14 protein-coding genes and 1 pseudogene are annotated in these 20,648 nt (G+C 63.9%); 12 read left to right on the top strand and 3 right to left on the bottom strand.

The features are described from left to right. The first annotated feature begins 2 nt into the window (after positions 1-2). The gene (locus H8S57_RS08745) at positions 3-1,061 is read left to right on the top strand and encodes a pyridoxal phosphate-dependent aminotransferase (protein WP_186907706.1); all 1,059 of its coding nucleotides are present in this window, start codon (positions 3-5) and stop codon (positions 1,059-1,061) included. 1 nt (position 1,062) lies between these two features. After that, entirely contained in the window at positions 1,063-2,532 is a 1,470-nt protein-coding gene (locus H8S57_RS08740; protein ID WP_186907705.1) for a cobyric acid synthase, read from the top strand. Between the two features lie 63 nt (positions 2,533-2,595). Here H8S57_RS08740 and H8S57_RS08735 read toward each other — a convergent pair whose 3' ends face one another. After that, positions 2,596-3,138: a stage V sporulation T C-terminal domain-containing protein gene (locus H8S57_RS08735; protein ID WP_186907704.1), complete on the bottom strand. Its 543-nt coding sequence runs from the start codon at positions 3,136-3,138 to the stop codon at positions 2,596-2,598. A 353-nt stretch (positions 3,139-3,491) separates the two neighbouring features. Between H8S57_RS08735 and H8S57_RS08730 the strand changes: the two genes are divergently transcribed. The 6 genes from H8S57_RS08730 (at position 3,492) to H8S57_RS08705 (ending at position 15,534) form a co-directional block, all read left to right on the top strand. Then, positions 3,492-4,676: a copper amine oxidase N-terminal domain-containing protein gene (locus tag H8S57_RS08730; protein ID WP_186907703.1), complete on the top strand. Its 1,185-nt coding sequence runs from the start codon at positions 3,492-3,494 to the stop codon at positions 4,674-4,676. A 12-nt stretch (positions 4,677-4,688) separates the two neighbouring features. Beyond that, the gene (locus H8S57_RS08725; RefSeq protein ID WP_186907702.1) at positions 4,689-5,570 is read left to right on the top strand and encodes a carboxypeptidase regulatory-like domain-containing protein; all 882 of its coding nucleotides are present in this window, start codon (positions 4,689-4,691) and stop codon (positions 5,568-5,570) included. 551 nt (positions 5,571-6,121) lie between these two features. Then, positions 6,122-10,957, top strand: a complete 4,836-nt coding sequence (locus H8S57_RS08720; protein ID WP_186907701.1) for an S-layer homology domain-containing protein — start codon at positions 6,122-6,124, stop codon at positions 10,955-10,957. A gap of 81 nt (positions 10,958-11,038) precedes the next feature. Further along, the gene (locus tag H8S57_RS08715; protein ID WP_186907700.1) at positions 11,039-13,852 is read left to right on the top strand and encodes an S-layer homology domain-containing protein; all 2,814 of its coding nucleotides are present in this window, start codon (positions 11,039-11,041) and stop codon (positions 13,850-13,852) included. 35 nt (positions 13,853-13,887) lie between these two features. After that, positions 13,888-14,223, top strand: a complete 336-nt coding sequence (locus H8S57_RS08710; protein WP_186907699.1) for a hypothetical protein — start codon at positions 13,888-13,890, stop codon at positions 14,221-14,223. A 96-nt stretch (positions 14,224-14,319) separates the two neighbouring features. Beyond that, positions 14,320-15,534, top strand: a complete 1,215-nt coding sequence (locus H8S57_RS08705; RefSeq protein WP_207723744.1) for a transglutaminase domain-containing protein — start codon at positions 14,320-14,322, stop codon at positions 15,532-15,534. 54 nt (positions 15,535-15,588) lie between these two features. On the opposite strand, the gene H8S57_RS08700 is transcribed toward H8S57_RS08705, so the two are convergent. Beyond that, the gene (locus H8S57_RS08700; RefSeq protein WP_186907697.1) at positions 15,589-16,233 is read right to left on the bottom strand and encodes a class II aldolase/adducin family protein; all 645 of its coding nucleotides are present in this window, start codon (positions 16,231-16,233) and stop codon (positions 15,589-15,591) included. Between the two features lie 137 nt (positions 16,234-16,370). Here H8S57_RS08700 and H8S57_RS08695 point away from each other — a divergent pair, with 137 nt between their 5' ends. The 4 genes from H8S57_RS08695 to H8S57_RS08680 all read left to right on the top strand — a co-directional run bounded on the left by H8S57_RS08695 (position 16,371) and on the right by H8S57_RS08680 (position 20,061). After that, positions 16,371-17,570 (top strand): ATP-binding protein, encoded by a 1,200-nt coding sequence (locus H8S57_RS08695; protein WP_186907696.1) that lies wholly within the window; start codon positions 16,371-16,373, stop codon positions 17,568-17,570. Positions 17,571-17,783: 213 nt separating this feature from the next. After that, a complete protein-coding gene (locus H8S57_RS08690) occupies positions 17,784-18,350 on the top strand; it encodes a GNAT family N-acetyltransferase (RefSeq protein ID WP_186907695.1) in 567 nt (188 codons plus the stop codon). A gap of 18 nt (positions 18,351-18,368) precedes the next feature. Continuing rightward, a complete protein-coding gene (locus tag H8S57_RS08685; protein ID WP_186907694.1) occupies positions 18,369-19,748 on the top strand; it encodes a TraB/GumN family protein in 1,380 nt (459 codons plus the stop codon). A gap of 13 nt (positions 19,749-19,761) precedes the next feature. Further along, on the top strand, positions 19,762-20,061 hold the full coding sequence (locus H8S57_RS08680; protein WP_186907693.1) for a NifU family protein: 300 nt from the start codon (positions 19,762-19,764) through the stop codon (positions 20,059-20,061). A 323-nt stretch (positions 20,062-20,384) separates the two neighbouring features. Here the strand turns inward: H8S57_RS08680 and H8S57_RS17095 are convergent. Next, a pseudogene (locus H8S57_RS17095) lies at positions 20,385-20,648 on the bottom strand (IS481 family transposase); the annotation flags it as partial.

The raw sequence follows: 20,648 nt of genomic DNA, 5'->3' as shown, positions 1-20,648 counted from the left end.
CCATGCTCTACCAAACCGGAAACCCGCACGGCGGCGACCGCTACGGCCGCCCCGTGGCGCTGGATTTTTCCGCCAACACCAATCCCCTGGGCACGCCGGAGGCGGTGCGCCGGGCGGTGGCGGAGTCCGCCGCCTGCCTGGACCGCTATCCGGACCCCTACTGCCGGGCGCTGGTCGGGGCTTTGGCGGATTACGAGCAGGTGCCGGAAAAATATCTGCTCTGCGGCTGCGGAGCCGCGGAGCTCATTTTCTCCTACTGCGCCGCCCTGCGTCCCCGGCGGGCGCTGGAGCTGGCCCCCACCTTTTCCGAGTATGCGGCGGCCCTGACGGCGGCGGGCTGCGGGGTGGAGCGCCACACCCTTTCCCGCTGCACGGACTTCCGCCTGACGGAGGCGGTCCTTCCGGTGCTGCGGCAGGCGGCGTGGGATGTGGTCTTCCTCTGCAATCCCAATAACCCCACCGGGCAGCTGGTGGAGCCCGGCCTGCTGGCGGAGATCTGCTGCATCTGCCGGGAAAAGGAGATCCGCATGTTTGTGGACGAATGCTTTCTGGACCTGGCCGACCCTGGGCGGAGCGCATCCCTCAAACCCCTGCTGGCGGAGCAGCCGGGACTGTTCCTGCTGAAGGCATTCACCAAAAGCTATGGTATGGCGGGATTGCGCCTGGGGTACTGCCTCAGCGCCGACGGGGCGCTGCTCCGGGCCATGGGGCGCACGGTACAGCCCTGGAATGTCTCCCTCCCCGCCCAGGCCGCCGGGGTGGCGGCCCTGGGGGAGAGCGCCTTTTTGGCCCGGACCCGCCGGGTCATCCGCGCCGAGCGGGCCTTCCTCCGGGCGGGGCTGGAGCAGCTGGGGCTGTATGTCTGTCCCTCCCAGGCCAACTACCTGCTGTTTTACAGCCCGCTGCCCCTGAAGGACGCCCTGCTGGAGCGGGGGATCCTGGTCCGGGACTGCTCCAATTACCGCGGCCTGGACGCGGGCTGGTACCGGATCGCCGTGCGGCGGCATGAGGAAAATCAGACCCTGCTGAGCGCCCTGAGCGCGCTCCGAAAGGAAGCTTGATATGGCCAGAACCATTATGATCCAGGGGACCATGTCCAACGCAGGCAAAAGTCTGCTGGCGGCGGGGCTGTGCCGCATTTTCCGGCAGGACGGCCTGCGGGCGGCCCCTTTCAAGAGCCAGAATATGGCGCTCAATTCCTTCATCACCGCTGCGGGCGGCGAGATGGGCCGGGCCCAGGTGGTCCAGGCGCAGGCGGCGGGCATCGCGCCCGACGTGCGCATGAACCCCATCCTCCTCAAGCCCACCACCGACATGGGCAGTCAGGTCATCGTGAACGGCGCGGTGGTGGGGAACATGACGGCCCTGGAATATTACCGCCGGAAAAACGAGTTCATCCCCGCCGTGCTGGAGGCCTACCACAGCCTGGCGGCGGAATACGACGTGATCGTCATCGAGGGCGCGGGCAGCCCGGCAGAGATCAACCTCAAGCGGGAGGACATCGTCAACATGGGCCTGGCCAAACTGGTGGACGCCCCCGTCCTGCTGGTGGGGGACATCGACCGGGGCGGCGTGTTCGCGCAGCTCTACGGCACCATCGCCCTGCTGGACGGGGAGGAGCGCCGGCGGGTCAAAGGGACCATCGTCAATAAGTTCCGGGGGGACCGGGCCATCCTTCAGCCCGGACTGGAGCAGCTGGAGCGGCTGTGCGGCGTTCCGGTGGCGGGGGTGGTGCCCTATCTCCACGTGGATATCGACGACGAGGACAGCCTGACTGAGCGCTTCTGCCGCGCCACCGCCCGCAAGCTGGTGGATATTGCGGTCATCCGCCTGCCCCGCATTTCCAACTTCACCGATTTCAGCCCCTTCGAACGGTATGAAAACGTATCCCTGCGCTATGTGGGCAGCGTGCGGGAGCTGCATCAGCCGGACCTGATCCTGCTTCCGGGCACCAAGAGCACCATCGCCGATCTGCTCTGGCTGCGCCAGAGCGGGCTGGAGGCGGCGGTGCAAAAGGCCGCCGCCGCCGGAACGCTGGTGTTTGGCGTGTGCGGGGGCTATCAGATGCTGGGCCGCACCGTATCCGACCCGGAGGGCGTGGAGGCCGCCGGGGTCACGCAGGCCGCCGGACTGGGCCTGTTGCCGGTGGATACCTTCTTCCGGGGGGAGAAGAAGCAGACGCAGGCCAGGGGCGTGTTCGGTCCGGTGGAGGGGCTGCTCGCCCCCCTGAGCGGCATGGCCTACGAGGGCTACGAGATCCACATGGGCCGCAGCGCAGCGGAACGCGCGCCCATCCTGGTGGGGGGCGGAAACGTCTACGGCAGCTACCTCCACGGTATTTTCGACGCCCCCGGCATCGCGGATGCGGTGCTGGGCGTCCTGTGCGCGCGCAAGGGCGCCGACCCGGCCCGATTGGGCAGCTTCGACGCGCGGGCTTACCGGGAGCAGCAATATGACCGGCTGGCCGACGGAGTGCGCGGCGGACTGGATCTGGACTTTGTGTACCGTGTGCTCGACGGCCGCGCGGAGTGAGCCCGCGGACGGCGGGAATGCGAAACGGCTGCCCGGAAGGGCAGCCGTTTTTTATGGGAGGGATCAGGCCTCCATATGGCGTCCCAGAAACCCTGCAATGGTCTGTACCAGCTTATAATGCGTTTCGTTGTTTTTCATGTCGTTGTCCGTGCCGGCAAAGAGCACGCAGCCCAGCACATCGCCCTCGGACAGGATGGGCGCGGCACAGTTGATCAGGTATTTGTCCCCGTCCTCACAGATGGGCAGCGGGCTGTCTCCCGCTTTATACTGATAGATCTGACGGCCCTCCATGATCTGTTCCAGTTCGGTGGAGACCCGCTTGTCGGCCAGCTCCCGCCGGGCGGTGCCCGCCACGGCGATGCAGGTGTCCCGGTCGGTGATGACCGCGATCTCACCTGTGGTTTTGTTGAGCGTTTCGCACATCTGACCGGCGAAGTCGCCCAGACCGCCCATCAGGGAATATTTCCGGAAAATAACGCCGCCATCCTTATCCGTGTAGATCTCCAGCGGGTCGCCCTCGCGGATGCGCATCGTCCTGCGGATCTCCTTGGGGATGACCACGCGCCCGAGGTCGTCGATACGGCGCACGATACCAGTCGCTTTCATATATAAACTCCTCCTGCGGTTTCAGTGTTACGGCACTTAGTATCCGCAGGTTTCTTTTGCCTATGCAGGCGGGAGAGATGGTTTCATTTGGAAGGCACAAGACCATGCGCCTGGTTTTTGCGGCCGCCGGCTGGAAAAACGGAAAATTAAGGCTTTGCTTTTGCAGGTTCTTGGAATTATAGCTTGAAATGGGGGGATGGGAAGGTTATAATCAAAAATGGAATAAAATCGGGTGCAGTGGGAGCAAAAACCCCTGCCGCCCTGCCGCAGAGCGCCGGAAAGGGCCATGGCCCTTTCGTCCATTCCCCGGGGAATGGACAGAAAGAGCGGGACCTGCGGGAAGGAGGAATGAAATGAAGAGACGAACGCTCGGATTGCTGCTGGCCGTATGTTTGGCGGTGGGCCTGCTGGCGCCGGCCGGCGCGGCGGAGGCTTCCGGCGCCCGTGTCCTGCTGGAGGCGGGCAAACCGGACGCAGACGGCTGCTTTACCGTAGCGATGCGCATTTACAACGCTGCTTTCAACGCATTCCAGTTCGTGCTCTGGTATGACGGGGACACAGTGCGCCCCGTGGACGCCTCCGGGCAGGAGACCCAGCGCTTTTCCGCCTTTGCCCAACCGGAGGATGACGGCTGGATGGCCGCCATCGGCACCGCCATCGATCCGGAAAGGGGACTGATCGATTTCACCGGCTATGTAACGCCGGGGCAGGGCGCGGCGGTGGACGCCCAGCCGCAGACGGGCGTGGCCGTTGTGGGGGAGGGCGGCCTGGACCTGTTCACCTTCCGCTTTCAAAAGACGGGGACGGCCCCGGCGGTGATCCGGCTTGCAGCCCGGGGCAAGACGGAGGCATGGCAGGCGTATTTGCCCGAGGGCGGCGCGGTGCTGAACGCCGGGGTCAGCGCTCCGGTGACGCTGGAGATCGTCTTCCCGGAGGAGACCGGCGCGAGCTCTGTCACGGAGGTGGCGGCGCCGGAGCCCCCCGCGGAGCCGGGAACGCCGGCGGCCGGCGGCAGCATGACGCGGGCGGAACGCCTGAACGGCACCGTGATCCTCCAGATCGGAAATTCCGCCGCTTCGGTGGAGGGAATCCGTCAGGAGATTTACCCGGGGGAGCCCGGCGTGACGGCCTATGCCCATGATGGGCGGACCTTTGTGCCCGTCCGTTTTGTGGCGGAGCGCCTGGGCGCCGATGTGGGCTGGGAGAACGAGACCCGGACGGTGGTCATCCGGCGGGACGGGAAGACGGTCCGCATGACGGTGGGCAGCCTGGAATATACGGTGGACGCAGCGCCGTTTTCCATGGACGCCCCGGCCGAATTTTCCGGGGACCCCAGCGCGGTCCATCAGCGCACGATGGTGCCCATCCGCTTTGTGGCGGAGGCGCTGGGCATCGATGTGAAGTGGGACGCGGCCACCAACGCCGTCATCCTGTCCCCGGCGGATACGCCCTGGGACCTGGACGGCGCGCTGGAGCAGGAGCTGCTGGCGGATACGCTGCTGATGCTCTCGCCCCTGGTGTCCGGACTGTTGGAATGAGGAGGAGCGGAAATGAAACGAAGACTCGGAGCGCTGACGCTGGGCCTGTGCCTGGCCGCCGCGCTCTGTACCCCCGCGCTGGCGGCGGCAGCGCCCGCCGCACCGGTGGTGGAGCATAAGACGGCCGACAGCTTTACCGTTACCTATCAGGGCACGGCGAAGAATCAGTACGTACTGCTGGTGGTGAAGGCCGGGACCGATCTCAATAGCTTGACGGCGGATTCCATCCTGTACATCGACCAGGCGGCGGCGGATGAAAACGGTGTGGCCGCCTTCGCGAACCTCACGGACAGTACGAAGGGCTTCCTGCTGAAAAGCAGCCAGAGCGCCGACGTATACGTGGGCGGAGCGGAGCTGGCCGCCCCGGCGGCATCGAAATTTGAGGCGGAGAAGGTCGGACAGGACGGTACCTATACCGGCGGCGGCATCTATTTCGCAGGGGTGCCGGTGAGCGGGACAGTAGCATTTCAGGAATCGTCAGTAGCAGCAGCGGTAACGCTTTACGACGCGCAGGGAGAACAGGTTGCTTCTGTATCAACAGATGCATCCGGCGCATATCGGTTTGAGTGTGTGCCGCTTGGGAATGGTTACAAACTGGTAGTGACAAAACCGGGCTATTGCTCTTATACAATTAGTAACATATCCATTCAAGAGGAGAGCGTACTGCAACCAGTGGACATTCAGTCAGGCGCGGGCGATGTGAACGGCAACGGGGAGATAAATGTTTACGACCTGACGGAGTTGCTGGGTGAGTTTAACCGTTCTGGTGAACAGATACAGAATTCCAAGGCGGATATCAATGGAAACGGTACAGTCAACGTATATGATTTGACTTATCTACTCAGCAACTTTAATCATTCCAGTATTATTGCCGATGCGGCAGGGGAGGCATGAAAAGCGTGAAAAAAGCAAGAGCATGGGTAGCGCTGGTATTGACCTTTGCACTGGTGACGGGTCTTGCGGCCCCAGCCTATGCAAGTGCGGAGACCAAAGGGAGCGTGACCATCCAGCAGGAAACGGCGGATGCTGCTCAAGGGGTTTATAAACTGGTTGTGAAAGCACAATCGTCTGTGGCGGTTACAACAGCGGCTATAGCGATTTCCTTTGATCAGAATGTCGTCCAGCCGATGAGTTATCAATCCTCAACGGGAACGTATATAGCAGCAGAAGGTATTTCAGATGGAAATACATCCGTTGTTGACACGTTTGCACAAAGCTGCGCATTTGTTAGTCCTAACACTCCATACTTTAGCAGAACAGCGGCTAAGTGGGCTGTGGGAGAGAACCGGGTGGCCTTTGCGCTTACGATGAAAAGCACAGATGATAGTAATGGAACATCAATTGCACAGGGGGCAGTGATTGCAGAGTTCTATTATTCGATCAAAGCGGGACAATCGCCCGCAAAAGGTACGTTCCGGCTGGAAACCAGTGGAGCAAAGGATTCATTGCTCAACAAGCTTTTTACAGACAGCGGTGAGCAGCGTGCCATCTTCCTGGGCACAAAGAGTGCTGGCGATTATATGTACTACGGGGCCGCAGATGGAAGCGGCAACCTGACGGCAAGCCTTACCTATGATGGAAGTGACGTTCAAAAGCTTGGTGCTCTGGAACTTGGGACTGTAGCGGACATTACCGTCTCTGCGGTCGATCAGACCAGCGCTGCGCCCAGTGTGACTGCGCTGGATACCGAGGGCGGCGCCATGACCGCCCCTGCGCTGAGCTGGACCTATGATCCTGCGACGGCCCCCAAGGGGATTACGTACAACAACGACGGCACCATCACCGTGAGCAAGGACGCGCTGAGTACGAGAATCAAGCTTACGGCCTCCAGCGGCGCGGTCACGAGCAATCCGGTCACAATCACCGTCACCCGGCCGGAGGCGGTGCTGACTTCTGTACAGCTGTCCCGGAATGAAGTCACGGTGACCGGCGGTACGAGCGCCGAACAGACGGTCGCCGCCAAGGCCTATGACCAGGTTGGCGCTGAAATCAGCGAGGTCACCTGGTCTGTTTCCGGCGAGGATACCGCCAATGTGACCATGAGCGGCAATACCGTCACCGTCAAGGCGGCGGCCAAGGCGGGCACGTATACGGTCACGGCGCAGCAGGGGAGCGTGAGCAGGACCGCCGACCTGACGGTCTCCCGCGCCGCGGCCGAGGCCGCTGAGCTGAACATTTCCGGCGGTCAGGTGGACGTGCTGGTCCCCGCGGACGGCGGCGCGGCCAGCACTACCGCGGCGTTCACCGCCGCGGTGAAGGATCAGTACGGCGAGAGCTTTACCGGCGCGGTGAACTGGACGATCACCGATGAAGACAATCAAGCGGTCGAGGGCGTTTCCATTGCGGGCGGCGTTGTCACGGTCACGAGCGCGGCGAAGGCCGCCGTGACCGACACGACCGGGAAGCGCTTCACCATTACCGCTGTCTGCGGCGACGCGCAGGGTAAGGCTGCGATCACCATCAAGCGGGACACACCGGCGGCCACCAAGGCCAAGTTGTTCCGCGGCGGCACGGAGCTGGGCGCGACGGACACGGTGGTCAAGCCGGTCGCCGGCGGCGCAGTGAAGACGTATGCATACACCGCCAGGCTGTACGACCAATACGGCGTGGAAATGAGCGGCACGCTTGTTTGGAGCACAGCGGAATTCACCGGGAATACGGATAACAAGATCACCTTTTCCGATGGAACGCTGACTGTGCCCGCAGACGCTGCGAAGGGGGCTGCCGCCAAACTTTCCGCAGTGATCGGCGGCAAGAGCGCTGCGGTTACCGTCACAATTACCGATCTCAGCGTTGATTGGAGCGGCATTGTAACAAAGCCGATCACTTACGGCGAGCAGAATTTCGCTGCCGTGACCCTTCCCGCCTCTGGTACCGCCGACGCGGCGGGCGTTACGGTCCACGGCAACTTTACCGTGGTGAATCCGGACGCCATCCAGGCCTATGGGAGCGGCACGGTGACCGTGACGGTCCAGTTTACTTCCGCCGAGGCCACGGGAGACTATGTGGGCGTATCGGTCACCAGGGATTTTTCAATCACCATCGGCAAGCGCCCCATTACCGTAAAAATGGACGATCAGAGCCGGGAATACGGGGCGGACAATCCTGAGCTGACCTTTACCATCAACAGCGGGGAACTGGTCGGAACCGATACAGCGGACATGCTGGGGGTCACCGGCCACTGTGAAGCTACCGCTGCCTCTGCCGCCGGTACGCCTGTGGAGATCACCGGTACCGCAGCGTCGGACAACTACGCCGTTACGGTGAACAAAGGCGCCCTGACCATCACCAAGGCCGTGCTGACGCGGACGGGGGAGCCCCTTGCGCTGGGCGAGATCCTTGCCAGTGCGGAGATGGACGCGGACGCCCTGCTTGCGGCGGTGAAGGCGAAGAACCCCACCCTGGCGGCTACGTATTGCAAAGGCGCATCCCAGACCATGTTGGAGGTGTCCTGGGCGCTGAAGAGCGGCACGTATGACCCCAAGGGCGGCACGTATCGCTATGAGGGCACGCTGACCCCCGCGGATCCCGCCAATTTCTCCTACAGCGGGGGTACGGTAACGCTTGACGTTGCCGTCACACCCGTGACCGGCAGCGTTGTCTGGACGGTCCCGGCCCTGACCAAGGCGAAGAGCGAGGTGACCGGGGCCGCGAGCGTCAGCGCGCTGCTGGGCGTGGGCAAAACGGTGACCGTGGACTATGACCACGGCGTCGCCGACGGTCCCTATCCCATCACCGGCTGGACGCCCGCGCTGGAGACGCTGAAGGGCTACGACGTCAGCACGGCGGACAAGACGGTGGATGTGGCCCCAACCGTGACGTTCCCCGCATGGGCGACCATCGACACCAGCGCGATGAAGACGGCGCTGACCATCACCAACAAGTTCCAGGTCACCGTGACTGCGACCGCGCCGGGCAATATTACCTATGGCGCAGCCCTGGGCGATCCCAGCGCCAGCCAGACCGCCGGCGCGCACGGTACGGATGCAAGCGGTACCTATACCTATCGCTATAAGGGCTCCGGAAGCACCGTCTACGGCCCCAGCGCGGAGAAGCCCGTCAACGCGGGGACCTATACCGTCACTGCCACGCTGGTCAGTGATACCCACGCGGGCATTTCCGCGCCCGCCGCGTTTACCATCGGCAAAAAGGCGCTGACGGAGGGTATGCTGACCGTTACCGGAACGTACGTCTACACCGGCTCGGCCATTACGCCCAGCTACACGGTGGCGGACGGCGCGCTGCTCCAGGAGAGCGACTACACCGCCGCGGTGACCAACAACGTGAACGCCGCCGAGAGCACCGACGGGGCGAGCGCGCCCACCGTGACCATCACCGCCGCTGAAAACGGCAACTACACCGGCAGCCTTTCCAAAACCTTTACCATCGCGCCCAAGAGCATTGCCGGGGTGAGCGTAGACGGCTATTCCAGCAGCTACACCTACACCGGCGCCGCCATCCAGCCTGGAGTCCACGTGAAGGACGGCGGGAAAACGCTGGTGAAGGATACGGACTACACGCTGCGCTACGGCGCCAATACGCAAACCAAAGATGGCGGCACCATTACCGTGGAGGGCAAGGGCAACTACACCGGCAGCACCCAGCCTTATTCGTTCGCCATCACCCCCGCCCCGGCCCGCGGCATTGTGTCGATCTCTGGTACCTGTACGGTCGGGAACACGGTGTCTGCGGCTGTTGTTGAGGCCGCGGTGGGCGATGCTCCGGCCTACCAGTGGTATCGCGACGGCGCGGCCATCGAGGGGGCGGATCAAGCGTCCTATACCCTGACCGACGCGGACGCCGGGGCCAGGATTACCGTCGCGGTCACCGCCGGCGGCAACTACACGGGCGTGCTGACCAGCGCCGCCGTCACGGTGGGCAAAATAGACATCGGGAGTTCCGGCTACCGGCTGGATGTTTGGCCAGAGCCCGTGTCCTCGGCGGCTCCTGCCGTGGGAAGCACGCTGGTGGCGCGGCCCTGGCACACGGACGGGCCGCAGCATCATGATCCGGAAGACTATGATCTGGTCTGGGCCCGGGACGGGCAGGAGCTGCCCCCCGCCACGCCCACGGACAAGTATGTGGTGACCAAGGCCGACCGGGGCCATGCCCTGCGGGCCAAGCTGGTGGGCAAGGGCAGTTACACCGGCGAATTATGGAGCGATCCCATCCGTATACCGGCCGACCGGCCCGACGCCCCCGTGGTGACTGCCGCCGCGGGCAGCGGCCTTGTGACCCTGAAGTGGACCTGCGACGACGCGGGCGCCCCGATCACCAATTACCTGCTCACCCTGCCCGACGGCGCCATGGTCACCCTGAGCGGCAGCACGACCGGCTATACCGCTTCCGGGCTGACCAACGGCCAGCGCTACACCTTCACCGTCCGGGCCGTCAATGGGCTTGGGACCGGCGACGCCGGTTCCGCCTCCGCTACCCCGACCTCGGATTCCGGCGGCGGCAGCTGGAGCGGCGGCAGCACGGTCACCACCTACACCATCACGGTCAAACAGAGCGTGGGCGGCGAGATCGCCCCGGAGACGACCAAAGTCAAGCGGGGCGCCGACCAGACGTTCCGCATCACCCCGGACGACGGCTGCGCGATCGCCGACGTGCTGGTGGACGGCAAGAGCGTGGGTGCGGTAAGCAAGTATACCTTCGAGAACGTAAAGGCAGCGCATACCATTCAGGCCGTCTTTGAAGAAACCGGCGGGAGCACGCCGCGCGTCACCTTCTCCGACGTGGACGAGAACGGCTGGGCCGCGGAGTACATCTACTTCCTGGCCGGGCGGGAGATCGTCGGCGGCGTGGGCGGCGGCCTGTTCGCCCCCCAGCGCTCGATCACCCGCGCTGAGTTTGTGAAGATCCTGGCCGGTGTGGCCGGCGCGGGGGAGGCGCAGACGGATTCCACCCGCTTCACCGACGTTGCGCCGGGCAGCTGGTACGCGCCTTACGTGGCGTGGGCCGTGGAGCACGGCGTGACCACCGGTACCTCCGCGGCCACCTTTGCGCCGGACGACACGATCACCCGTGAGCAGATGGCGGCGATGATCTACCGCTATGCGTCGTCCGCCGGCGTGACGCTGCCCAAGACCCGGGACGCGGTCCGCTTCAGCGACGCCAGCGGCTTCTCCGGCTGGGCCATCGAGGCCATTGACGCCCTGACGCGGGCTGGGATCCTCGACGGCGTGGGCGCCGGACGCTTTGCTCCCCAGGAGAGCGCTACCCGCGAACAGGCCTGCAAGATGCTGGCCCTGCTGCTCCAGATCATCGAAGAGGCGTAACAGATACAACACACCGGAAGGGAGGCTTATGCACGGGCATAAGCCTCCCTTCCGACAAAACGGGCGAAGGAGGCCGCAGATATGTCAAGCAGGTTCGGAGAAAGCGGCAGCTTGCCGGAAAAGTGCCGGCACTTCCGGGGGCCGGGCGCCGTTCCGGGATTGAAACAGGTCCTGGCCGTGCTGGGCGGGTTGACGCTGTTGTGCCTGGGGGCCTCCGCGGCGGAGTGGAGCATGCCCAGGGTCGCGGCGGAGGAGCAGCAGTATCAGGTAACGGCTGCTCTGGACGGCGGCGCGGGCCGGGCCTTTCTGGCCGGATACGCCGACGGGCGGATGACGTTTTTGCAGGCGGCGGACGCCGCAGACGGTGCGCCCCTGCAGTTCCGGGTGCCCCGAAGCATGTGCCTGGAGCGGCTGCAGCTGCTGGCGCTGGATGACGCCGGAAAGCCAATCGCCGCTGCACAGCCGGTGGACCTGGGCGAGGGGGGCCGCGGCGCGCTGGCGGCGGCGCTCTATCAGACCGTTCTGGAACATGAGGTGCTCGCCGGCCGAATGCCCGATGCGGAAGTGGGCGAATGCCCGTATACCGACTGCGGCAGTCTGGGCGAGGAGGAACGGCAGGCGGTGACCTGGGCAAGCGCCCACCAGCTGATGGAGGGGACCGGGGCGGAAACGTTCGAGCCGGAGGGAGCGGTTACCCGGGAACAGGCGGCCGTGATCTTTTGGCGGCTCTATCAGCGGCTGTTCGACGGCCAGCGTCAGACCTACCGGCCCGGCAGGCCGGCCGGTGCGGTCCAATTCTCCGACGTGTCCCCCACCCGTTGGAGCCGGGAGGCCATCCAGGCCGCAGCGGGCGCAGGCATCCTGGCGGGGGAGCAGGACGGGGCCGCGTGGAGGTTCCGGCCCACAGAGCTGCTCACCCGAGCGGACATCCAGGCGCTGGCACAAGAGATCGGGACCGCTCTGACGGCGCGCGCGGCCACGTTCCAAGCCGGACCCACACAATTCCCCAGTTGGGAGGCGGCGGGGGAAAACGCCTGGGTGCTGGCCCAAAACGGCGAAACGGTAAGCATCCACGTGGGACACCAGGGGGTGAGCGGCACGGCCTCCTATCAATGGTACTGCCGCTACTACGACGCAGCGCTGGACGGCTGGCGCACGGAGCCGGTCGAGGGCGCAACGCAGTATATCTGCACGTTCACCATGACGCCGGAGCGAAAGGATGCGGAATTTTTCCTGGTATCCACCGGGTACGCATCCACCGGCGACGGATGGGGCAGCAGCGAGAGCAGCCGGTTCCATGTCTACCTCCTGACGGACAAAACGCTGGAGCTGACGCTGCTCCAGGATGGAAGCGCGGTGGAAGAGCGGCTGCCGGTCAGCGTGACGTTTGCCGGGACGGGCTTGGTCCGTGAGGCCGAAGCCCTGGGCAACGGCCGCTATCAGGTGGCGGAGGTCCCGGCCGCGTCCTTTGCAGTGACGGTGTGTGCGCCTGAGAGCAATGTGCCCTATCCGCTGCTGCTGGACAGCGGCAGCGGGGAAGTCACCGGTACGGAGGGCGCAGCCGTTTGCCATACCGTAAGGCTGGACCTGCATACCCAGCAGGGAATGCCTCAGAGGCCGGAGATCCGGGCCGTCAGCGGAGACAATACGGCGCTGTCCTTCGCCTGCGCGGTGGAGGACGGCGGAACGCTGTCCCTCTGGTGGGAGCGCTGGGCACAGCCGGGGGTGGGAAGCTGCGCGGCGCGGTATGAGACGCCGGACGGGCAGCTGGCGCTGGCGCAACTGAGCCTGCAGCCGGGTACGCAGTGGTATTTTGTGCCGCGGGCGCAGAATACGCAGGGAGAAGTATGGTGCCGGGATCTGGGCACGGCAGAGCCCATTCTGGTGACGGTGGACACATCCGGAACGGCGCTGGTGACCGTGCCGGACTATTATGCCTTCGTGTCCGATACCGCCAACGTGATCCCGATGGACGCAGCCGTCCCCGCCCCGTTGGACAGTGTGAAGATCGCCATTTCCGGAATGGATCCGAATCCGGCGGTAACCAGAGAAGACGTAACGGTCTGCGGTCTGCCGGAAGGACTGGATTACGAAGTGGCCTGCTATCTGGACCGGGACGACCCAACCCAATTCCGGCGGGGGATCGAACTGGTCGTGACCGGACAGGCGCAGAGCGCGGTCACAGAGCCGGTCGGCCTGCGCATTCTGGTAAAGCCGGGAGCGCTGCTGGGCGAGACGGCGCAGGAAACCTGGATCGAAACCGTGGAGCTGCGGCCCTGGGCGGAGGAGGCCGAGCGGACGGCGGCGCCGGGCTGGCGCGTGACGGACGGGGTGCTGCGGCAGGTCCTGCCGGAGCCTCGTTTCAGTACCCGCACGGTCCGGGGGGACCTGGCGCTTTTGCGGGATGGGACGCGCTTCCCGCTGCGAAAGAGCTTTTATTGGGAGCGCAGCTCCCTCTATATCGAAACGCCGGTCTTCTTCCTGGAGCCGGGAGATGCGCTGCTGGGCTGCGCCTGGGAGCAATATTACAGAGAACAGGCCTCCGGCTGGTCCGAGCCGGTGCAGGTGACGGCAGGCGAAGCGATTGCCGCCATTGAGGACCGCTCTTTCCGGCGAAACACCACCTTTGGCTGTTACGTCCTGTTCCTGACGGGGGACTTTGAGCCGGGCGTATACGGCCTGGAGGTGGCGGGGCGGCGTACGACCTGCATACAGGACGACAGCGACCGGACCATCGGCCTGGAGATCTGGGAGGACGACACAGCGGCAGAGTTTTTCAGCCAGCCCGCCACCCTCTATCATTATCAGGCAGTGGAGGAGAACGGAAGCATCGTCCTCCGGCAGAGCCCGGTGCTGGAGTTCACCATGCCGCCGGAGCTTACCGGACCCTATTGACGGCGGGATATCAAACAGGAAAGCGAGAGGACCCGATGAAAGTAAAATTACTGCTGGGCGCCTGCCTGGCGGCCCTGCTGCTGACCGGAACGGCACAGGCCGCGGAAGCGCAGACGTTCGCACAGGCCGAGCTCTTCCAGGCCGGAAGCCTGACGGGCGACTATACCCGGCCGGGCGGGCTGGCGCTGATGGATGCCGGGGAGGAGGCGCTCTATACCCTGCTGTATGCGGGAATGCAGAATAGGGAGACGTCCATTGATCTCTCCAAGCTCGGTGTGAACTGCGACAGCGGCGGAGCGGAGACGCTGAAGACGGTTTATACCAGGGTCGTAAACGACCATCCGGAGCTTTTTTATGTGAAGACACGCTAGGGCTATCGCTGCTCCGCGGACGGGACCATTGAAACGGTAGCGCCGACGTACGACACAACGCTGCCCCCCGACGCGCAGGCACAGTTCGACGCAGCGGTGACGCAGGCGCTGGCGCAGGTGGATGCGGGGATGGACGATGTGGAGAAAGCGTTGGCGCTGCATGACTATCTGGCCGTACACTGCGGATACAACTGGGCGGTGGCCGCAGGAAAGCCGGAGGAGGCCCCGGATACCGTGTACAGCGCCTATGGCGCGCTGGTCGAGGGGGACGCGGTCTGTCAGGGATACGCGCTGGCGTACCGGCTGCTGCTGGAAGAAGCAGGAATTCCAAGCGCAATGCTGACCAGCGCAAATCATATGTGGAACCTGGTGCAGCTGGGAGGCGACTGGTACCATGTGGACGTGACCTGGGATGATCCGGCGCCGGATACCCCGGGGATCGTCAGCCATCAGTATTTCCTGATCTCGGATGCCCGCCTGAACGGGCTGGACACAGGCGCGAGCCATATCTGGAATGAGGAGCTGCAGGCGCGCACGAGTACGAAATATGAGGACGGGTGGGCCTTCAATGGGAGTTGGTATCCCCTGTACCGGTGGAGCGGAGCGTATTATTACGTCAAGTTTGGATCGAATCCGTACGAATACGCACTGTATCGGACAGATGATTTATCGCAGATAGGAATCAGCATAGTCGGGCAGCTGGCCAACGGCTATGACAGCAGATTTGGCGCGCTCTGGCTGAACGGCTTTCTGTACGATACGACGGCGGCGGGCGCGGAGCGGATCCTCTGGCGGTGCAGCCTGGACGATGGGAGCCGGGCGGAGGTCGGACGTATCCCGTTTACAGAAACAGCCTCAGAAGACGGGGCCTACCCAGCGGACAGGGATGGGGTGGGCCTGCGCTATGCGGCGGAGACCGGGGAAGTGGAGGCAATCTCCCGTACCCGGCCCACGGCGGTCCTGGGCGCGTTCCGCCAGCGGGATTACCCGGCGGCATGGGATCAGGTCAGCACGGAAACGGTGGAGATCGCAGGGCTCCAGGCGATACCGGAGGGATACCGGGTGGGCGTCGCCTGGGGGGAGGCCGCGCCCGCCGCGGCACAGGATCTGTGGGAGATTTTCTATAAGGAAGGAAGGCTGGTCGGCCTGCGGCGGTCTGCGCTGCGGCATGAGGAGAGCGGGCTGGAGATCATTGCGCTGGAGACGGCCGGGCTTCCGGATTGGGATCAACGGAAGCTGGTGGTCCTGGATGAAGCCAGCTGGAGCCCAGCCTGTGAGGCGTGGGTGCAGGACGAAACGGCAAGCCGGTAAACGCAGCGGGAGCGCCCGCGGCCTATGGCCGCGGGCGCTCCCGCTTGGTGGATCTTATGCCTTGCGGTAATTCTGAAACTTGCCGAGCACGGCGTCCAGCTCCGCGTCCGTCAACTTCACGCCTCCGCCCGCCATGCGGGCATGGTAGTAGACCTTGGCCAAAAATTCGATCTGTTGGGCCGTGTCGAACGCGAAGGCGAGACTGCCTCCCACGGCAAGCAGCCCGTGGCTGCCCAGCAGACAGGCGTTATGCTCCGTCCCCATGGCGGCGTAAGCGGCCTGCGCCAGTTCCAGGGAGCCGAAGGGGTAATAAGGGATGCAGGGCACATCCCGGCCGGAATAGGCCACCAGATAGTGGATGGGCTCGATGCTCCAGCGCAGGCAGGAGAGAACGGTGGCAAAGGTGGAGTGAGTGTGTACCACAGCGTCCACATCGGGGCGGCCCAGGTAAAAAAGACGGTGCAGGTCGTACTCGCTGGAAGGTTTGCGACAGCCGTCCACAAGCGTGCCCTCGGGGGTGAGGACCACCACGTCTTCCGGGTTTGTGCGGAAATAATCCATGCCGGAGGGACTGATGGCCATCAGGTTCTGCGTCCGGTCAAACACGCTCAGGTTGCCGAAGGTGCCCTCTGTCAGGCCGGAGGAGACCAGGCGCCTGCCGTACTCCACCACCAGCTCCCGTTGTTCCTGCAGCAGCATTGTAAAACTTCCTTTCCGTTCGTCTGAGATAGAATAAGCATACGGGAAATGGAGAAATAAGTCAACCTTACCGTTGACAGCAGAAAATGATGCGGATACAATAAAACGAAACGTGCAACGAGCGGGAGGAAACGACGATGACCATCGACGAACTGCGCTGTGCTCTGCGGGGCGTGGCCGCTTACCGGCATATTGTGGACGCGCCCCTGATGGGCCTGACCCTGGAACTGCTGGACCGGCTTGCATCCGGGGATGGAACAGGGGCGGTGGAACGCTATGCCCGGCTGTTCTATGAGCTGCGGCAGGCGGACTGCAGCGGGCTGGGCATGTGGCTGCACGACCAGCTGCGGTACCAGGAATCGCCCTATGCCAGGCTGGTGGAGCGGGGCGGAGAGGATCCGGCCCTGGAGGAGGCGGCCCGGCGGGATGTGGAGACCTTCACGCTGCTTTCCGAGCTGGACTGCGACGCGGTGCTGCGGGAGATCGGAACGCAGGCGCCCCGGGAATTTTCCCGCGTGCTGGCCAATCTGCCCCGGTGGCGCGGAGGATGCCCCTTTACCTTTCAGGGGCTTACGGCGTTTTATCAGGCCAACGGGGCGGGCGTTTTCGCCCGCTACCACGCCTTTCTATGGGAGGATGGGGCTCTGCGGCCGGTGGAGCAGCCCGACTGCCCCGGTCCCGGCGAGATGATCGGTTATGAGCTGCAGCGGGATCAGGTGGTGGCAAACACCAGGGCCATGCTGGAGGGAAACCTGGTCAACAACGTGCTGCTCTATGGCGACAGCGGAACCGGCAAGTCGGCCACGGTGAAGAGCCTGCTTTCCCTGCCCGGCTTTGAGGATCTTCGGCTCATTGAGGTGCAGAAGGAAGAGCTGGGCGGGATGCCGGAACTGATCCGTACCCTGGCGGGGCGGCGGCGGAAGTTTATCCTGTTTATCGACGATCTGGCCTTTGATCAGGATGACCGGACCTACTCGGTGCTCAAAACCATCCTGGAGGGCGGGCTGGAGCGCAGGCCGTCCAACGTGGCGGTCTATGCCACGTCCAACCGGCGCCACCTGGTGCGCCAGACCTTCTCGGACCGGGCGGGGGATGAGGTGGACGCCAGTGAGACCATTCAGGAGAAGACTTCCCTGTCCGACCGCTTCGGACTGCGGATCCCCTATTTGGCGCTGAATAAGATCGAATTTCTGGCCCTTGTGGACCGCATGGCGGAGCAGGCGGGGATCGCCTCCGGCGGCGAGGCGCTCCATGCAGCCGCCCTGCGCTGGGAAATGCGCCACCCCGGCCGGACGCCGCGGACGGCAAAGCAGTTCATTGCCAGCCTGAGCCTGTAGGGGGCGCGCGAAGAACGGGCGCAGTTCCCAGGCGAGCGGGAGCGAGCCGCCGCGCAGGGGCGCACAAGCATTTTGCCGAAGGCAAACTCTTGGCGCAGGCGGGATTTATTCCCGCCGAGCAGGTAAAATAAGAACGGGCCCCCGCGGGATGGACGTTTCGGCCGGATCGGGAACGAAGCGGAGGGCAGGCGCCCGGGTTTGGGAGGGATCATAATGCAGTTGAGGCCGGCTGAACTGGGGGACTTGCCGCAGCTGAAAGCGGTCTATCAAGGGATCATCCGGGATATGACGCAACGGGATCTGACGATTTGGGATGAGATCTACCCATGCGCGTTTTTTGAGGAGGATATCGAGCAAAATCGGCTTTACCTTCTGCTGGAAGAGGACGCGGTCGTTGCCGCATTTGCCCTGTGCAGCTCCCATGCAGGGGCGGGACGGGTCAAGTGGGAAAAACCCGATGCCAGGGCGTGCTATCTGGAGCGATTGGGCGTTCACGCCGATTACGCAAGGGGCGGCATTGGCAGCGCCCTGCTGGATCAGGCGGCCGCACTGGCCGGCGGGCGGGGCGCTGAATACCTGAGGCTGTTTGTAGCGGACTGTAACGCCCCCGCCATTGCGCTCTACCGGAAAAACGGCTTTCAGAGGGCGGAAGGGATTTATGATGAGCCCATTGCTCCTGACTTTGTGCTGCATGAATTTGGGTTGGAGCGGAAGATAACTGCCATTGACTTTTTCGCTGGAAATGGTACACTCAAGAATGTGACCGCAAGACGGAAATAAGAAAAGGAGAATGATCGCATGAAGCATAAGATCAGAGGTATTCTGGCCGGGATCCTGGCGGCGGCCCTGCTGCTCACCCCCGCGCTGGCCGCCGGGACGGAGCAGGCGCCCCAGCAGCTGCCCGATCCCTGGGCGTACAGCGCCATTGCGGACAGCTATGCCATGGGCCTGATGGACGACAATTTTACTACATACATCCAGTCTCCGCTGACCCTGGAACAGTTGGAGCACATGACCGGCATCGTGGCCGCGAAGCTTGCGGCGCTGGCCCTGCCGGTGAATCCGAACGCCGAGGCGGCGGCTCTGGTGCTGGATACCACCCGGGGCGGCGTGATGAACGCCCTCTATCAGGAGTGCGCGGCCTATGCGATGGATGGGTTGGACGGCGGCACGGCCGCCTTCCTGTCCGGCCTGGGCGTGGTTCAGGGCGACCAGTCCGGGGATCTGGCGCTGGAGCGTGCCTGTACCTATCAGGAGGCCATGGTCATGGCACAGCGCCTGATCCTGGCTGTGTACGACGCCAACGACGCCGGCTCCAAGGGCCTTCTGTGGAAGGCCGTCAACGGGAGCAACACCCTTTACCTGCTGGGCACCATCCATCTGGACCGGGACAATGTCTATCCCCTGCACAAGTCCCTGCGTCAGGCGCTCTATTCCGCCCAGAAGGTGGCCTTTGAGCTGGATTTCAACGATACGGACGGGATGGCCGAGTTCGTCGCCATGCAGACCTATGCCGACGGGAGCGCCCTGAAGGATCACATCAGCCCCGCGCTTTATGAGCGGGTGAGCGCCGCCCTGAAGGCGCTGGATATGACGCAGGAGCAGATCGATACCTACAAGCCCTGGGCCCTGGCCTCCACCTTTACCGCGCTGGCTTCTACGGACGCCACCACCAGCGGCAACGCCATGGCCATCGACCTGTACCTGAACAGCGCGGCCACCTGGGCCGGCCTGCCGGTGGAGGGCGTGGAGACCTATGCGCTTCAGGGCAACCTCTTTGATACGCTGAGCGCCGAATACCAGGAAGAGTATCTGGACGCCGCCCTGAGCATTTATGAGGCGGGGCTGGAGGGCGCACAGACGGATGAGAGCACCGCCCAGGCGGCCGCCGAAAACGAGCAGATGCTCAGCGCCATGTTTGCGGCCTGGAAGGCGCGGGACGTGGAGGCATTTTCCAAGACCTACGACAAGGCGGCGATCGTCAACAGCGACGACGAACTCAACGCCCGCCTGTTTACGGACCGGGACCCCGGTATGATCCAGGCCGCCGCGGCCTATCTGGAGACCGAGGGGGAGAACACCTTCTTCCTGGCCGTGGGCGCGGGCCATATGACGGACCCCGGCGGGATTGTCTCCGGTCTGCGGGCGCTGGGCTATACCGTGGAACTGGTGCCGTAAGGAGGAAGAAGACATGCTGGAGCGGATCGAACAGGTGCTGGACGAACAGGTGCGCCCCTATCTCCAGGGCCATGGCGGCGCTGTGGAGGTGCGGGAGCTGACGGAGGACGGCCTGCTGCGGGTGCGGCTGCTGGGTCACTGTGCCGGCTGTCCCTCCGCTACCATTACCACCGAGCAGATCATCCAGGAGGCGGTGTGCGCCGCCATACCGGAGGTTCGGCAGGTGGTTTTGGTCGAGGAGATCGACGAGGACCTTCTGGCGCAGGCCAGGGCCATCCTCCGGCGCCGCGCATCCCCCGACGGCGGGAAATGAGGGAACGGCCGCAGGGGGCCGCAGCGGCCCGTGCGCGCGCTTTTTCACAAGGAGGACGGCGGCCCCCGGGGTTGGAACCCACTTGGAGTGGTTTGGATAAGCGGAGGATCAAATGATTGCTCCATCGTCAAAAATGCGCTTTATGCGTGGATCGAGAACGGGCATAGCGATTTTGAAGAGGAAAACACGGGTATATATGCGTTCCATGAACCGATGGCGTTCTTTTTTCACAGGGGACCAGATGCGATATTGATTTTCGGTGAATCGACTGCGCTCCATTCCAGACGGAGGGCGGGCCATAAAGATGGCCCGCTGTAGGTTTGTCAAAGATATTGGACAGTGAACTCTGCGGGAGAAAGCCAGTGAAGGGGCCTCATGGGGAAGTTGTTAGAGCGGCGGTTGTGGACAGTGAACTGCTTGTTAAAGCCGTTCAGGGAATAGAACTTGTGGCAGGAATAAAACCGCTTGTGGTCCTCCCGGTGGCTGCGTTCCACTTTACCGTTGTGCCTGGACGTGTAAGGGCGGATGAGCTTATGGCGGGTACCCGGCAGGGCAGCTGTTTGTTCGAATAAAGCAGGCAGATCCCG

Source organism: Lawsonibacter hominis (genome assembly GCF_014287895.1).
Taxonomy (GTDB): Bacteria; Bacillota; Clostridia; order Oscillospirales; family Oscillospiraceae; genus Lawsonibacter_A; species Lawsonibacter_A hominis.
This window is presented reverse-complemented; position numbering and strand designations above follow the sequence as displayed.

Coding starts and splice junctions, on each gene's coding strand:
- H8S57_RS08745 (WP_186907706.1), top strand. CDS start 3: ATGCTCTACCAAACCGGAAACCCGCACGGCGGCGACCGCTACGGCCGC.
- H8S57_RS08740 (WP_186907705.1), top strand. CDS start 1,063: ATGGCCAGAACCATTATGATCCAGGGGACCATGTCCAACGCAGGCAAA.
- H8S57_RS08735 (WP_186907704.1), bottom strand. CDS start 3,138: ATGAAAGCGACTGGTATCGTGCGCCGTATCGACGACCTCGGGCGCGTG.
- H8S57_RS08730 (WP_186907703.1), top strand. CDS start 3,492: ATGAAGAGACGAACGCTCGGATTGCTGCTGGCCGTATGTTTGGCGGTG.
- H8S57_RS08725 (WP_186907702.1), top strand. CDS start 4,689: ATGAAACGAAGACTCGGAGCGCTGACGCTGGGCCTGTGCCTGGCCGCC.
- H8S57_RS08715 (WP_186907700.1), top strand. CDS start 11,039: ATGTCAAGCAGGTTCGGAGAAAGCGGCAGCTTGCCGGAAAAGTGCCGG.
- H8S57_RS08710 (WP_186907699.1), top strand. CDS start 13,888: ATGAAAGTAAAATTACTGCTGGGCGCCTGCCTGGCGGCCCTGCTGCTG.
- H8S57_RS08700 (WP_186907697.1), bottom strand. CDS start 16,233: ATGCTGCTGCAGGAACAACGGGAGCTGGTGGTGGAGTACGGCAGGCGC.
- H8S57_RS08695 (WP_186907696.1), top strand. CDS start 16,371: ATGACCATCGACGAACTGCGCTGTGCTCTGCGGGGCGTGGCCGCTTAC.
- H8S57_RS08690 (WP_186907695.1), top strand. CDS start 17,784: ATGCAGTTGAGGCCGGCTGAACTGGGGGACTTGCCGCAGCTGAAAGCG.
- H8S57_RS08685 (WP_186907694.1), top strand. CDS start 18,369: ATGAAGCATAAGATCAGAGGTATTCTGGCCGGGATCCTGGCGGCGGCC.
- H8S57_RS08680 (WP_186907693.1), top strand. CDS start 19,762: ATGCTGGAGCGGATCGAACAGGTGCTGGACGAACAGGTGCGCCCCTAT.